The 14,217-nt window shown below is 72.8% G+C and carries 16 protein-coding genes; 6 read left to right on the top strand and 10 right to left on the bottom strand.

Annotated features, from left to right (window positions below; all coding sequences use genetic code 11):
• Window positions 1–13: 13 nt before the first annotated feature.
• On the bottom strand, window positions 14–526 hold the full coding sequence (locus ABZS42_RS18740) for a hypothetical protein (protein ID WP_355146846.1): 513 nt from the start codon (window positions 524–526) through the stop codon (window positions 14–16).
• 50 nt (window positions 527–576) lie between these two features.
• Entirely contained in the window at window positions 577–1,446 is an 870-nt protein-coding gene (locus ABZS42_RS18735) for a PhzF family phenazine biosynthesis protein (protein WP_355146844.1), read from the bottom strand.
• A gap of 33 nt (window positions 1,447–1,479) precedes the next feature.
• Here ABZS42_RS18735 and ABZS42_RS18730 point away from each other — a divergent pair, with 33 nt between their 5' ends.
• The 3 genes from ABZS42_RS18730 to ABZS42_RS18720 all read left to right on the top strand — a co-directional run bounded on the left by ABZS42_RS18730 (window position 1,480) and on the right by ABZS42_RS18720 (window position 4,745).
• Window positions 1,480–2,760, top strand: coding sequence for a CBS domain-containing protein (locus ABZS42_RS18730; RefSeq protein WP_355146842.1), 1,281 nt, complete (start codon window positions 1,480–1,482; stop codon window positions 2,758–2,760).
• Window positions 2,753–3,379, top strand: coding sequence for a DUF1003 domain-containing protein (locus tag ABZS42_RS18725; RefSeq protein WP_355146840.1), 627 nt, complete (start codon window positions 2,753–2,755; stop codon window positions 3,377–3,379). Before ABZS42_RS18730 ends, ABZS42_RS18725 begins: the two co-directional genes overlap by 8 nt.
• Window positions 3,380–3,596: 217 nt before the next feature.
• The gene (locus ABZS42_RS18720) at window positions 3,597–4,745 is read left to right on the top strand and encodes an Mrp/NBP35 family ATP-binding protein (RefSeq protein ID WP_355146838.1); all 1,149 of its coding nucleotides are present in this window, start codon (window positions 3,597–3,599) and stop codon (window positions 4,743–4,745) included.
• Window positions 4,746–5,217: 472 nt separating this feature from the next.
• On the opposite strand, the gene ABZS42_RS18715 is transcribed toward ABZS42_RS18720, so the two are convergent.
• Together ABZS42_RS18715 and ABZS42_RS18710 are read right to left on the bottom strand one after the other, a co-directional pair.
• Window positions 5,218–5,640: a preprotein translocase subunit TatB gene (locus ABZS42_RS18715; RefSeq protein WP_355146836.1), complete on the bottom strand. Its 423-nt coding sequence runs from the start codon at window positions 5,638–5,640 to the stop codon at window positions 5,218–5,220.
• A gap of 76 nt (window positions 5,641–5,716) precedes the next feature.
• Window positions 5,717–7,048 carry a trypsin-like peptidase domain-containing protein gene (locus tag ABZS42_RS18710; protein WP_355146945.1) on the bottom strand — a complete coding sequence of 444 codons (1,332 nt, stop codon included), beginning with the start codon at window positions 7,046–7,048 and terminating at the stop codon, window positions 5,717–5,719.
• A gap of 258 nt (window positions 7,049–7,306) precedes the next feature.
• Between ABZS42_RS18710 and ABZS42_RS18705 the strand changes: the two genes are divergently transcribed.
• Window positions 7,307–7,915: an O-methyltransferase gene (locus ABZS42_RS18705; RefSeq protein WP_355146943.1), complete on the top strand. Its 609-nt coding sequence runs from the start codon at window positions 7,307–7,309 to the stop codon at window positions 7,913–7,915.
• A 49-nt stretch (window positions 7,916–7,964) separates the two neighbouring features.
• Here ABZS42_RS18705 and ABZS42_RS18700 read toward each other — a convergent pair whose 3' ends face one another.
• Together ABZS42_RS18700 and ABZS42_RS18695 are read right to left on the bottom strand one after the other, a co-directional pair.
• Window positions 7,965–9,440, bottom strand: a complete 1,476-nt coding sequence (locus ABZS42_RS18700; protein WP_355146834.1) for a leucyl aminopeptidase family protein — start codon at window positions 9,438–9,440, stop codon at window positions 7,965–7,967.
• A gap of 134 nt (window positions 9,441–9,574) precedes the next feature.
• Window positions 9,575–9,742 carry a DUF3117 domain-containing protein gene (locus ABZS42_RS18695; RefSeq protein ID WP_007455245.1) on the bottom strand — a complete coding sequence of 56 codons (168 nt, stop codon included), beginning with the start codon at window positions 9,740–9,742 and terminating at the stop codon, window positions 9,575–9,577.
• A 190-nt stretch (window positions 9,743–9,932) separates the two neighbouring features.
• Between ABZS42_RS18695 and ABZS42_RS18690 the strand changes: the two genes are divergently transcribed.
• Together ABZS42_RS18690 and ABZS42_RS18685 are read left to right on the top strand one after the other, a co-directional pair.
• Complete coding sequence (locus tag ABZS42_RS18690) at window positions 9,933–10,751, top strand: PaaX family transcriptional regulator C-terminal domain-containing protein (RefSeq protein ID WP_355146832.1); 819 nt, start codon at window positions 9,933–9,935, stop codon at window positions 10,749–10,751.
• 5 nt (window positions 10,752–10,756) lie between these two features.
• Window positions 10,757–11,548: an enoyl-CoA hydratase-related protein gene (locus ABZS42_RS18685; RefSeq protein WP_355146830.1), complete on the top strand. Its 792-nt coding sequence runs from the start codon at window positions 10,757–10,759 to the stop codon at window positions 11,546–11,548.
• Between the two features lie 58 nt (window positions 11,549–11,606).
• Here the strand turns inward: ABZS42_RS18685 and ABZS42_RS18680 are convergent, their stop codons facing one another.
• From ABZS42_RS18680 to ABZS42_RS18665, 4 genes are all read right to left on the bottom strand, one after another.
• Window positions 11,607–12,227, bottom strand: coding sequence for a hypothetical protein (locus ABZS42_RS18680; RefSeq protein WP_355146828.1), 621 nt, complete (start codon window positions 12,225–12,227; stop codon window positions 11,607–11,609).
• Between the two features lie 13 nt (window positions 12,228–12,240).
• Window positions 12,241–12,822 (bottom strand): DNA-3-methyladenine glycosylase I, encoded by a 582-nt coding sequence (locus tag ABZS42_RS18675; protein ID WP_355146826.1) that lies wholly within the window; start codon window positions 12,820–12,822, stop codon window positions 12,241–12,243.
• A gap of 125 nt (window positions 12,823–12,947) precedes the next feature.
• Window positions 12,948–13,445, bottom strand: a complete 498-nt coding sequence (locus ABZS42_RS18670) for an SRPBCC family protein (RefSeq protein WP_355146824.1) — start codon at window positions 13,443–13,445, stop codon at window positions 12,948–12,950.
• Window positions 13,442–14,068 (bottom strand): DivIVA domain-containing protein, encoded by a 627-nt coding sequence (locus ABZS42_RS18665; RefSeq protein ID WP_355146822.1) that lies wholly within the window; start codon window positions 14,066–14,068, stop codon window positions 13,442–13,444. Before ABZS42_RS18665 ends, ABZS42_RS18670 begins: the two co-directional genes overlap by 4 nt.
• Window positions 14,069–14,217 lie beyond the last annotated feature (149 nt).

The following is a 14,217-nucleotide window of genomic DNA, read 5'->3' as shown; positions in this document are numbered from 1 at the left end:
AGCGGCCCGACGGTCAGCGGCGGCGGACCCGGTGCAGCCGGAACGGCCGGCGGGTCGCTCGCGCGGCCGGGGTGTCCCGGGGCGGTTCGGCGAGCGAGCCGGTCGGCAGCGCCTCGCCGGCGACCGGGTCGCCGGCCGGTGTGAGCCGGGTCAGCGCGCAGCCGTCGTCCGCCCAGCGCTGCATCAGGTCGGTGGCGGACCCGGGCGCGTTCAACCGTTTCGCCGCGACCAGTGGCGCGACGGTCTCCCACTCCTCGGTGCCCGGCAGCACCCGATCGACGCGGGCCGGCCAGGTCACGATCCGCCCGCCGTGGTCGCCGCGCATGGTGACGTGCGCCGCGGTCGCGTCGGCCAGGCCCGGCGCCGTCTGCTCACCGGGACCGCTGATCACGAGCAGCGCGCCCTCCAGCGGGGCGCACCAGAGCGCCCGGGCCGGGCCGTCGGACGCGCTCACCCACACCACCGCGGCCTTCTTGATCACCTCGTCGACCAGGGGCGTGCTGCGCCGCCCGTCCTCGTCCGTCACAGCGCTCTCCTCCGTTGTCCGACCCGGGTCAGCGTTGCCGTACGCCCCGTTCAGCCGACGAACGGTGGCACCATGATCTCGCCCCGGGCCACCGGGACGACCTGACCCGCCACCGTGGTACCCACTGCCGCGCCGTTCGCCGCCGTGACCGTGCAGGCGAGCGCCGACGGGCGGTTGATCTCAATGCCCTGCCGGACGGTGTAGCTGGAGCGGCCGTCGGCGGGAAGCAGGCCGCTGGCCACCAGCCAGACGCCGAGCCCCAGCGCCGCCGAACCGGTCGCCGGGTCCTCCGGAACCCCGATACCGGGCACGAAGACCCGGCTGTGCGCAGCTTCCGTCGACGGGTCCCAGGAGAAGACGCAGACATGGTCCACACCGAGCCGCTGCGCCGCCGCCGAGTCGACCCGGGCGCGGGCCACCGCGTCGGGGCGGACCGGCAGATACGGGAACTCCAACCCGCACCCGGCGACCCGGGGCGCCGGGCCGGCGTGGTCGGCCGCGGTGAGACCCGCGATCGCCAGCAGCGGTTCCGGGTCCAGTTCAGGCCCCAGGGTCGGTACACCGCCGGTCAACGTCGCCCCGGTCTCGGTGACCTCGATCGGCATGATGCCGGCGATGCACTCCTGTGCGACCTGGCCGACGCCGAACACGCCCCGTCGGGCGGCCACCACGGCGGCACCGACACTGGGGTGGCCGGCGAACGGCAGTTCGTCCGTCGGGGTGAAGATGCGAGCCCGGTAGGTGGCGCCGGCCTGTGTCGGCGGCAGCACGAACACCGTCTCGGAGAGGTTGAACTCCAGTGCCAGTGCCTGCATCTGCTCGGTGGCCAGGGCCTCGGCACCGAACACCACGGCTAGCGGATTTCCGGCGAACGGGCGGTCGGTGAAGACGTCCACGATCTCGTAGGACAAGGTCGACATGTTGCTAAACCCTAGGCGCTTAGGCTGGTGGTCGTGACATCCCCGACCCGCGTCTACCTCGCCCGGCTCGCCGGAGTCGCCGTCTTCGATCCGAACGGTGACCTGGTCGGCCGCGTCCGCGACGCGATCGCCCGACTCCGGCCCACCCAGCGACCGGAGATCGTGGGCCTGGTGGCCGAGATGCCGATGCGCCGCCGGATCTTCCTCTCCATCAACCGGATCACCTCGATCGACGCGGAAGCCGTCGTACTCGGCACCGGCACACTCAACCTGCGCCGCTTCGAGAAGCGCCCGAACGAACTGCTGGTGCTCCAGGAGCTGCTGGACCGGCGGGTGCAGCTGGACCCGGGCGGCCAGTCCGGCGCGGTGGTCGACGTGGCGATGGAGTGCAGCCGGGGCGGCGAGTGGAACCTCACCCGGGTGGCCGTACGCGAGCAGACCGGACGGCTCGCCCGCCGCGGCCACCTGCACCAGGTCGAGTGGGAACGGGTACGTGGGCTGACCGGGATCGCCGACGCCCGGGGTACGGCGAACCTGCTCGCCGTGCTGGAGGACATGCGCCCGGCCGACCTGGCGAACGTGTTGCAGGACCTGCCGGACGCGCGGCGCAACGAGGTGGCCGCCGCGCTCGACGACGAGCGGCTGGCCGATGTGCTCAGCGAGCTGCCCGAACGCGACCAGGTGGAGATCCTCGCGGCGCTGGACCGGGAGCGGGCCGCCGACGTGCTGGAAGAGATGGACCCGGACGACGCCGCGGACCTGCTCAACGAGCTGCCCCCACCCGAACAGGACGTGCTGCTCGACCTGATGCAGCCGGACGAGGCCGACCCGGTGCGGCAGCTGCTCAAGTACAGCCCGGGCACCGCGGGAAGCGTGATGACCTCCGAGCCGGTCATCATGCCGCCGGACGCCACCGTGGCCGAGGCGCTGGCGCGGATCCGGGAGCCCCAGCTCTCGCCCGCGGTGGCGGCGCAGGTATTCGTGGCCCGCGCCCCGATGACCACGCCCACCGGGCGCTATCTGGGCATGGTGCACTTCCAGCGGCTGCTCCGCGAGCCGCCGGCCGACATGCTCGGCGGGGTGGTGGTCAACGACATCGACCCGCTCCAGCCGGCCACCCCGCTGCCGGAGATCACCCGCCGGATGGCCACGTACGACCTGGTCGCCATGCCGGTCATCGACCAGAACAACCGGCTCGTCGGCGCGGTCACGGTCGACGACGTGCTGGACCACTCGCTGCCGCGCGACTGGCGGGATCGGGACACGATCGGCGCCCCGTCCCAGGTCACGACACCGGACGGCGCGGATGGCTGAGCGGCAGCGGGCCGGCCGCCTCGACCAGCCGCGCGAGCCTCGGGGCGTCAAGCTGCCCCGCTTCGACCCGGAGGCCTTCGGACGCTGGTCGGAGGGGATCGCCCGGAGCATGGGCACCGCCAACTTCATCGTCTACATGACGTTGGTGATCGGGATCTGGTTCGGCTGGAACACGCTGGCCCCGCCCAGCGTCCGCTTCGACCCGTACACCTTCACGTTCCTCACGCTGGTGCTGTCCCTGCAGGCCAGTTACGCGGCGCCGCTCATCCTGCTGGCGCAGAACCGGCAGGCGGACCGGGACCGGGTGGCGCTGGAGGAGGACCGGCGGCGGGCGACCGCGCAGAAGGCGGACACCGAGTACCTGGCCCGGGAGATCGCCGCGCTGCGGATCGCCCTGGGCGAGGTGGCCACCCGGGACTTCGTCCGCACCGAACTGGCCCGGCTGGCCGAGGAACTCGACGAGGCGAACCAGCGCCGGCAACGACTCGAACAGCGCCAGCAGGGGAAGGCCCGCGCGACGGGCAACGAAGGGCTGGAGGAACCCCGGGACGAGCTGGACGGCGACTTCACCCGGGACGGCCAGGGGGACTCCACGACACGCCGTAACCCGAACGGCTGACCGGCTGCGAGGCGCTGTCGCCTCGGCGCGTACGCCGCTCCGGACGCTTGAACGCCGCGCGCCTCAAGGGGCCAGGCGAGCGGCGTTCCGTCTCGATAGTCCCACTTCGCCGAGTGGTCGTCCACCCCCCGTCGGGTGGCCGCCGAGACCCATCGATTCGCTCACACCGCCCCCCGGCGACGCGGCAGCGGATACCGACCGACGTAGCATTGCGTGCATGTCAGCACCCGCCAGCACCGTCGAGGACGCGATCCAGGCCGCTCTGGCCACGGTCAACGACCCGGAGATCCGTCGGCCCATCACCGAGCTGGACATGGTCCGGTCCGCGCTGATCGGCCCGGACGGCGTGGTACGGGTCGAACTGCTGCTCACCGTCGCCGGCTGCCCGCTGAAGGACAAGCTGCGCGCGGACATCACCGCCGCGGTCGCCGCGGTGCCCGGCGTGAACGGTGTGAAGATCGAGTTCGGGGTCATGAGCCCCGAGCAGCGCCAGTCGCTGCAGGCGAAGCTGCGCGGCGGTACGGCGAGCGCCGACCCGGTGATCCCGTTCGCCCAGCCCGGCTCCCGCACCCGGGTCTACGCGGTGGCCAGCGGCAAGGGCGGCGTCGGCAAGTCCAGCGTCACGGTCAACCTGGCTGCGGCGCTGTCCGCACGGGGGCTCTCCGTCGGCGTCGTCGACGCGGACATCTACGGTCACTCGGTGCCCCGGATGCTCGGCGCGGACGGACTCCCGACCCGGGTCGAAGACATGATCATGCCGCCACAGGCGCACGGCGTGAAGGTCATCTCGATCGGCATGTTCACCGCCGGCAACGCCGCCGTGGTGTGGCGCGGCCCGATGCTGCACCGGGCGTTGCAGCAGTTCCTCGCGGACGTCTACTGGGGCGACCTGGACGTGCTCCTGCTCGACCTGCCGCCGGGCACCGGCGACGTGGCCATCTCGCTGGCCCAGCTGTTGCCCAACTCGGAGATCCTCGTGGTGACCACCCCGCAGGCCGCCGCCGCCGAGGTCGCGGAGCGGGCCGGCGCCATCGCGCTCCAGACCCACCAGCGGGTGGTCGGCGTGATCGAGAACATGTCCTGGCTGGAGCTGCCGGACGGTTCCCGGATGGAGGTCTTCGGCTCCGGTGGCGGGCAGACCGTCGCCGAGTCGCTGAGCCGGACCATCGGCGCCCAGGTGCCTCTGCTCGGGCAGATCCCGCTGGACACCCGGGTGCGGGAGGCCGGTGACGTGGGCGATCCGATCGTGCTGTCCGCGCCGGAGTCGCCCGCCGCGGCGGCGTTGGGCCAGGTGGCCGACCGCCTCGCCGTACGGCGTGAGTCGCTGCTGGGCAAACCGCTCGGTCTCAAGCCTGCCGGTCGCTGACACCTGCGCCCACCTGGGGCCTCTGGTGCCTCTGGTGCCTCTCGCGCGCCGACGAGTGCACCGCGGGTGTACGCCTTTAGAGCTGATGTCGTAGCCGATTCACGGCGGGTTACGCCGCTGCCCCGTGCGGCACCGGCCGCGCTGGCGTGATCGACCGCACGATTTGCGTGATCAGCCGCACGATGACGCGAACGGCGATCGATTGCGCGATGACGCGAACGACGATCGGTTGCGATGACCCGAACGACGATCGGTTGCGCGATGACGTGAACGACTCAGCTCTAAAGGGTGCGAACCCCGAGTATCAGCCTCCGCCCGCAGCGGTGGCCGCGGGGTTTCCCCGACCGTGCTGACAGCGACCTGGCGCTGCCCCACCGGGCATCCCGACCCGCCACACCGACCCCCGGCCCGGTCCAGCGACCCGACCGACCCGGCCCAGCCCACCCGACCCAGCCGGACCGAGCGGGTGTGGTCAGGTGGCGTCGTCGTAGCTGACGCGCTGGGCGGGCGCCGAGGACGCGCTGTCCGTAGCGGTGGACGTACGGCCGTTCGACCGCGGGTCGGCGGCGTTGGCCACGTCCTTCAGCTCGTTGTGCACGCCGGTGACGTCCGCGCGCAGGTTGTCGTAGACGCCCTGCAGCGGCTTCCGGATCGCCTGCTCCTCCTCCTCGCTGAGCAGGTGCTTGCGGATGAACGCCTTCGGGTGCAGATCCTCGAGCTGGATGTCGGTGCCGAGTTCCTTGCTCAGGTCACTGGTGGCGTTGCGGGCCATGTTGCGCAGACTGCGTAGCATTCGCAGCCCGTCGCTGATGACGGCGGGCAGCCGGTCACCGAAGATCAGCAGCGCTAGAAGAAGCAGCGCACCGATCTCCCACCAGTTCAGGTTGTCGAGCATCCTGCGGGCCCCCTCTCGGCGTCAGGAGCAAGACTACGCACGATGGAGGCGGACCGGGGAGGGGGTGACAGAGTGTTCACTTCGCGTCCGCAGCCAAGGTCACAGAAGCGTTCTGCCTGGTCGACCCCCTGCGGTACTCGACCGTGACCACTGAGCCGGGGGCGAACTTGCGGACCAGTGCGATCAGATCAGTCGGCTCGGTCATCGGCCGCCCGTTCAGCCGCAGGACCACATCTCCGGCCTTGAGCCCGGCCGCCTGGGCCGGGCCGGACGGCTCGACCGATTCGAGGCGTACGCCGCCGCCGGAAACTGCCGCGTTCGGCCCACCGACCTGGGCGCCGATCACCGTACGCCGGGCCCTGCCGGTGCCGATGATGTCCTGGGTGACCCGCTTCGCCTGGTTGATCGGGATGGCGAAGGCGAGGCCGATGTTGCCGGCCTCCTGCCCCTCGGAGACCAACGACTTGATGGTTGAGTTCACTCCGATCACCCGGCCGGCCGCGTCGACCAGCGGACCGCCCGAGTTGCCGTGGTTGACCGCGGCGTCGGTCTGGATCGCCGCGTAGTAGCGAACCGGGCCGCCGGGCTCCCCGGCCTGCATCGTCCGGTCCAGGGCGCTCACGATGCCGGCGGTGACCGTGTTGGTCAGCGACAGCGGCGAGCCGATGGCCAGCACCGGATCGCCCACGGCCAGCGCGTCGGAATCACCGAACTCCACCGGCCGCAGGCCGGAACGCTCCACCTTCATCACCGCGATGTCCGATTCCGGGTCCTGGCCGATCAGCTTGGCCGGGGAAGAGGTGCCGTCGTTGAAGATCACCGAGGCCCGGCCGGTGCCGCCGGCCACCACGTGGTCGTTGGTGATCACGTGCCCGTCGGCGCTCGCGATGAAGCCGGAACCCTCGCTCGTACCGCCGAGACTGCTCACTCGCACGGTCACGACGCTGGGCAGCACCCGCTCGGCGACCGCGGCCAGGGATTCCGGTCGACGCTGGGCGAGCGCGGGGGCCTGACCCGGGTCGGCACCCAGCACCGTGCCGGCCGCGCCGCCGCCGCGAACCGCCAGCGCGTAACCGAGGGCACCGCCGAGAGCGCCCGCGAGCAGAGCCGTCACCAGTGGGATGAGAAGGACCTCGCGGAGCCGTGGCCGACCCGGCGCGTCCGGATCACTGACCGGCTCGGGCTCCGTACCGCTGTGACCGGTCAGCGGGACGACCACCGCGGCGGGCGCCGCAGGGTCCCGCCACGGGTCGGTGAGCGCGTCGGACCACCAGGGCGATGCCTCGCGGTCGACCGGGTACCCCGGCGTGGTGGCCGGCTGGCCGCCCACCTCCGGCGGTGCCGCTGGTGCCGGAGCATCACCGGGCCGGCGCCAGTCCCAGCCGTCGGTCACGTCGGTGCCTCCCAGTCCGTCCCCCGGGCCCCGCGTCTCACGACCACGACAAGCGCGTCCGGGCCGCGGCTGACGGGACACCGCCTCCAGGATTGCACGGATGTCCGGGATGGGGTCAGCGGTTGTCACCGTGATCGCGCGGGCGGGACGCGCGGCTGCGCGTACGGAGGGCCGCCTCTAGGCTCATAGCCGCGAACCCACCCCTTGCACCACTTCGCCGCCCGGAGGTGCCCCATCGCCACGGTCGCCGGTTCTGGCAGTTCGAACCCGGCCCTGCAGTTCGCCGAGTCGTACGTCACCGAGGATCTCGTGCTCCGCACCGCCCGCAGCCTGGCCCGCGAGGTCGGTCTCGACGCGGTTACCCCCGGCGCGGGCGCAGCGCTGCGCCTGCTCGCCGCCGCCGGCAACGCCCGCGCGGTGGTGGAGATCGGCACCGGCACCGGAGTCAGCGGGGTCTGGCTGCTGCGCGGGATGCGCACGGACGGCGTACTCACCACCATCGACGTCGAGGTGGAGCATCAACGGATCGCCCGACGGATCTTCACCGAGGCGGGCTTCCCGACCGGGCGTACCCGGATCATCACCGGCCGCGCCTTCGACGTGCTGCCGCGGCTGGCGGACGGCGCGTACGACCTGCTCTTCGTCGACGCCGAGGTGACCGGCTTCCACGCCTGCGTCGAGGCGGCGCTGCGGCTGCTGCGCCCCGGCGGCGTCCTCGTGCTCAACGGGGTGCTGGCCGGTGGCCGGATCGGGGACCCGGCCGCGCGGGACGCGGAGACGGTGACCGTACGGGAGACGATCAAGGCGATCCGGGAGTCGGAGCACTGGATCCCCGCCCTGTTGCCGGCCGGGCACGGGCTGCTCGCCGCGGTCAAGTGCTGACCCGCCCCGGCGGGCCGTCGGTCCGCCGGGGCCGGGTACCGCCCGCCGGTCAGCTCAAGGTCGCCAGCCAGCGCAGCAGCGAACGTACGCCCCAACCGGTCGCGCCCTTGGTCAGCTCCGCGTCGTCGGAGTCGGCCCAGGACGGCGCCGACATGTCCACGTGCACCCAGCGGTCATGCAGGTCGTCGGTGAACTCGCGCAGGTAGAGCGCGGCGAGCACCGAACCGGCTCCCTGCGTCGGCGCGCTGAACAGGTCCGCCACCTCGCTGCCGAGGTACTCGACGTAGTCCGCCGGCAGCGGCATCCGCCAAGCCTGCTCACCGGCCTCCTCGACGGCGGCGAGGAAACTGCCGGCGAGCTCGTCGTTCTCGCTGTAGAGGGCACCCGTCCGCTTGCCCAGCGCGACCGCGTTGGCGCCGGTCAGCGTGGCCAGGTCGACCAGCACGTCCGGCTTGAGCTCCCGGACGGCGTAACTGATCGCGTCGGCGAGGACGAGCCGCCCCTCGGCGTCGGAGTTGGTGGTCTCGCTGGTGACCCCGCCGTAGTGGCGGATGACGTCGCCGGGGCGGAACGCCGACCCGCTCACCGCGTTCTCCGCGAGCGGCGCCAGGGTGGTGACCCGGATGGGCAGCCGCAGCGCGGCCGCGCCGAGGGTGGCGGCGACCACTGCCGCGGCTCCGCCCATGTCCTTGCGCATCAGCTTCATCGCCGGCACCGGCTTGATCGAGATGCCGCCGGTGTCGAAGGTGATGCCCTTGCCGACCAGCACCACGTGCGTACGGGCGTCGGCCGGGCGCCAGTCCAGCTCGACGAGGCGCGGGGTGCTCGCCGAGCCACCGCCGACGGCGAGGATGCCGCCGAAGCCCTCGGCGGCCAGCTCGACCGGTCCGCGTACCCGCAGGTGCAGGTCCGGCGTCCCGTCAGCCCGCTCGGCCACCTGCTCAGCGAACCAGTGCGGATTCTTCACCGAGGAGGGCGTGTTCGTGAGGTCACGGGCGAACCGGGTCACCCGGGCCGTGGTGCGGGCCGTCTCGACCACCGTCCGGTGGTCGTCCGGGTTGGCGACCACGAGGTCGACCTGGGCCAGCGCGGGCGTCTCACCGGCGTCGGTCAGCCGGAACCGGTAGGAGGCCAGCAGCAGCCCCTCGTAGAGCCCTCGGACGGCATCCGGGGACGCGTCGGCCGGCAGCGCGACCGTGGCGTGCTCCTCGTCGGCAACCGCCCGGGCGATCGCGGCACCGGCCCGCCGCCAGTCCGCCTCGTCCCCGTCGCCCACCCCGACCAGGACCAGCACGCCGGGGCTGCGCCCCGGACGGAGATGGGTCCGGGTCTCGCCGGCCCGACCGGTGAGCCGCGCGGCCGGCACCAGCGCGGCGGCCTCCTCGGCGACTCCCTCCGGCAGCGTGGCCGCGGTCGGGAGCGGGACGGCCGGGGCGTCGCCGCCCTGCGCCGTTGCGGCCGCTCGGACGGGCAGGACGAGTGTGTCGAGCCGGTCCGGCTCGGCGAACAGACGGATGGCGAGCACGCGGAACCGTACCTCCAGGAAAGTCTCGGTGCGGGGCGTTCCGCACCGGTGAAGCCCTGAGCCACCGGCCGGGCCGGTGGCTCAGGGTATGACGAACCGTCGGGACGGCCGCCGCCGCCCAGACCGTTCCTCGATCAGCCGGCGGCCGCCTTCAGTGCGTCACCGAGCGCATTGGCCTCGTCGGGAGTCATCTCGACGACGAGCCGGCCACCGCCCTCCAGCGGGACTCGCATGACGATGCCCCGGCCCTCCTTGGTGACTTCCAGCGGACCGTCGCCCGTCCGCGGCTTCATCGCCGCCATGTTGTCTCCCCTCAGACCTACACCAGGGTCGGTGGGTTGCCCCACAGCCACTTCATCACGACCACCCGCAGCCTTCGCGGGGGCGTCGACCAACGATTTTCCCTGATGAACACCGCCGGACCCAAACCGAAGCAGTATTGATGTAACAGCATCTAGCTTATCTTGAGAAGGCCTGTCACAATGTGCGGTCATGCAGGCACGGTCGGCACTCTTCGACCTGTACGGCGACCACCTCCGGGCGAGGGGCGGCCGGGCACCGGTGGCCGCCCTGGTCAAGCTACTGGCACCGCTGGGCATCGCCCCGCCGGCCGTGCGCACCGCCGTCTCCCGGATGGTCCGCCAGGGCTGGCTCGACCCGCTCAAACTGGCCTCGGGGCCGGGATATTCGATCACGTCCAAAGCAGCGCGGCGGCTCGACGAGGCGGCCGCCCGGATCTATCGGACGGGCCGGATCGGCTGGGACGGCCGGTTCGACCTCATCGTGCTGGAGCCGCCGAACGCGCGTCGGGAGCGCCAACGGCTCGCCGCGAACCTCACCTTCCTCGGCTACGGGACGCTCGACGAGTGCACCTGGGTGGCCACCCGCCCGGGCGAGGACGTCGACATGCTGCTCAGCGAGGCGGGGGTGCGGTACGAACGGTTCACCGCCGCGCACGCGGCCGGCACGCCCGGTGCGATGGCGGTCGTACGGCGCGCCTGGAACCTCAACGAGATCGGGCAGGCGTACGAGCGGTTCGTGACCGAGCAGCGGCCCCTGATCGCGAAGGTGAACGTGCGCAGCGGGGACGAGGAGGCGTACGCCGCCCGGTTCCGGCTGGTGCACGCGTGGCGTACCTTCCTGTTCCGGGACCCGCAGCTGCCGCCCGCGCTGCTTCCCGAACGCTGGCCCGGCACCGCCGCCGCCAGCTTCTTCGACCGGCACGCGGCCCGGCTGCGACCGGCCGCCGACCGGTACGTCGAGAGGTGCCTCGACGCCGGCAACCGCATCGCCCGACAGAAGGGTCGTTAAACAAAGTGACTGAGCCCCTGCTCGTCGACCGGACCGACGCCGTCGTCACGCTGACGCTGAACCGCCCGAAGGCGATGAACGCGTTCGACGTGGCGCTGAAGGAGGCCCTCCGGGACGTCCTGGCCGAGCTGGAGACCGACCGCAGCTGCCGGGCCGTGGTGCTCGCCGGGGCGGGTGGCTCGTTCAGCGCCGGGCAGGACCTGCGCGAGCACGTGGCGACGTTGGAATCCCCCAGCACGGACCCGCTGTCCACCGTCGGGGCGCACTACAACCCGATCGCCGCCCGGCTGGCCAACCTGCCGAAGCCGGTGGTGGCGGCGGTGCGCGGGATGGCCGCCGGGGCCGGCGCCTCGCTGGCCTTCCTGGCCGACATCCGGATCGGTGGACCGAGCACCAGCTTCCTGATGGCGTTCGCGAAGGTCGGGCTCGCCGCCGACACCGGCGCGTCGTGGACGCTGCCCCGGCTGGTCGGCCACGCCAAGGCGGTCGAGCTGCTGATGCTCGCCGAGCCCGTACGCGCCGAGGAGGCCTGCCGGCTCGGGCTGCTGAACCGCATGGTCGACGACGACGAGCAGGTGCTTGCGGCCGCGCAGGAACTGGCCGCGCGGCTGGCCGCCGGGCCGACCGTCGCGTACGGGGCGATCAAGCGGCAGCTCTCCATCGCCGACGCCGGCACCCTCGCCGACGCGCTCGCGGCCGAGGCTCAGGCGCAGAGCATCTGCGGCGCCACCACGGACCACCGGGCGGCCACCCTGGCCTTCGTCGCCAAGCAACGGCCGATCTTCGAGGGACGCTGAGCGGTCGGCCTCGCGCGCGGCAGCCGGGTCACGCCCGCGCGGCCACTCCCGGCCGGGCTCAGTCGTCCTCCTCCGGATCCTGGTTGGCCTCGGCGCCGAGCACGAACGCCTGCATGGCGAGTTCGTCGCCGGCGGGCGACACGAAAGCGGGCAGTTCGCGCGGGCCCAGCTCCTGCACGTACGACCAGAAGAGGCGTACCGCCTCGGCGGGCGAGTCGGCCTCGATCGGCAGGTCGAGGCCGACCAGCCAGGTGCGTCGGGCCGGCGGCGGACCGAGCCGCTCGGCCAGCGCCCGGTGGATCGCCGGGTCGAGCGGGGTGACCGGTCGGTCGGGGGCGAGCTGGCCGGCCGGCAGCGGCTCGTCGAAGGCCCGCCGGGTGTACGTCACCACCAGGGCCGCCTCGCGGTCGGACTGCGGGTCTTCCGGGTCGTCCGGGCGGGTGCCGGTGGCCGCGGCGACGCGGCCGAGGGCCACCACCCGCACCGGCTCGTCGATCAGCACCGCCACGTCGTCGCCGGGACGGGGGCGCACGGTCTCGTCCAGGCCGGTCAGCTCGAGCGTGTCGTGGTGCACCAGCCGTTCGGCGTCGTAGCGGCCGGCGGGCAGCAGGACGGCCCAGGCGCCGGTGCTGGCCGTCCGGCTCGTCCCGTCCGACCGGTGCGCGGTGTCGGTCGTCATGCCTCCCATCCCATCACGCCGTGCCGGTCGGCTTGACGTGGCAGCCGTCGAGATGGTCGTCGACCATTCCGGTGGCCTGCATCAGCGCGTACGCCGTGGTCGGGCCGACGAACCGGAAGCCGCGCTTCTTGAGCGCCTTGGCCAGCGCCGTCGACTCGGGTGTGATCGCCGGTACCTCGGCGAAGGAGGCCGGGCGGGCCGGCCGTGGGGCCGGGGCGAACGACCAGAGCAGTGCGGAGAGCCCCTCGGGCAGCTCCGCGGCCGACCGCGCGTTGGCGATGGCAGCTTCGATCTTGGCGCGGTTGCGGACGATCCCGGCGTCGGCCAGCAGCCGGGTCACGTCGGCCTCGCCGTATTCCGCCACCGTCGGGATCCGGAACTCGTCGAAGGCCAACCGGAAGGCGGGGCGTTTGCGAAGGATGGTCAGCCAGGACAGGCCGGACTGGAACGCCTCCAGTGTCATCCGCTCGTAAAGCGCGTCGTCGCCGTGCAGCGGTTGCCCCCACTCGGTGTCGTGGTAGACGGCGTAGTCGGGGGTGCTCGCCCCCCAGGCGCAGCGGGGTAGCCCGTCGGCGCCGATCACCAGGTCAGTCACGTTCGCACACGCTAGGCCAAAGCACCGACAGCCCGTCGCCCATCGTCGCCGGGCTGCCCACGGCGCAGGTCACCGATCGGTAGGGGTGTGCCGGCTGCCGTACCCGGGCCGCGCCGCCACGCCGGTCACGGCAGGCGGCCCTGCTCGACGAGCCGACCGAACCGCCGCAGCGCCCGGGTCAGCCCGAGCTTGGAACCGGGCCAGATCACCGGCCAGGCGACCCGGCCGGCGGCGCCACCGGGCAGGTGGAACCACTCGTGCCACACGACTTGCGTGCGGTCCCGGGCCAGCGGGGTGCACCGCAGCACGCCCGGGCCGCGCAGCAACGAGCCGCAGTGCACCACCCCGATCTCGTAGGGCTCGTCGACCCGGACCACCCGCATCTCGTCCCGGATCTCGGTCGGGCCGAGCGCGGTCAGCGCCTCGACGAGACTGCCCTCCCGGCCGTCGCCCTCGACCACCCGTACCCGGGTGAAGGGGATCCAGTCGGACTGCCGCTCCCAGGCGAGCAACGCGGCGAAGACCCGTTCCGCCGGGGCGTCGACGATGACCGTCGCGGTCACCTCGCCGGCGCCCGGCTGGGCCGCCTCGGGCAGGTCGTCCCCGCACCGGTCTGCGGTCACACCGGCTCCGAGCGCACCACCGGGCCGTGCCCGCCGGAGCCGTCAGCTGGCTTGCTCCGGCCGGCTGCCGCGTCGTCCGGGTCGGCCGGGGAGGAGGTGGGGCCGATGAAGGTGGTCCCGCGGGTCGCGGCGCCGTCGGCGGTGACGAAGGGCTCGGCCCCGGTGACCGCCACCTCGGGCTGGCCGGCCGCCGCCTCGAACGTCCGGTCGCCTGGGGTTGTCGTGCCGGGCACGGCGGCGACGCCGGTGGACGCCGACGCAGCGGCATCCGCCTGCTCGCGGGCCCGCCGCAGGGTTTCCGCGTCCGCCGTCCGCCCCTCCCGCAACGCGGCTACCTCCGCTTCCAGCACACCGATCAGCTCGGTTTTGTAGCCGATGTCGTAGGCGGCGCGACGCAACGCCCGATCGACCTGAGCCATCTGGTACCCACGCAGCACGGTGTCGAACCGGATCTCCTCGACGTCCGTTTCCCGCAACGGCCGGTCGCCCGGCAGCGGCACGGCGCGTCCGTCCGGTTCGGCCGGCACCAGGCCAGGATCACGACCGGTGACCAGTGCTGTCACCCCGAACACCACCGCCGCGACGGTCAACGCCACGACCAGCATGAGCAGAAGCTGACCCATGCACAGATCGTGGCATGCCGAACGGACCGGAGCGAGCCCGCCACCGACGCCGGGCCGACGGACCGTTCGAACGGTGCGCCGGCGGAGGGGTTAGCGTCGGGACCGGCCGATGCGGGGAACCGCCCGCAGGGCTTCGGTGAGGGAGGCGG

Source organism: Micromonospora sp. NPDC005367, assembly GCF_040606825.1.
Taxonomy (GTDB): domain Bacteria; phylum Actinomycetota; class Actinomycetes; order Mycobacteriales; family Micromonosporaceae; genus Micromonospora.
Note: the sequence above shows the minus strand (reverse complement) of the source record. Positions and strands in the feature narration are given on the sequence as shown.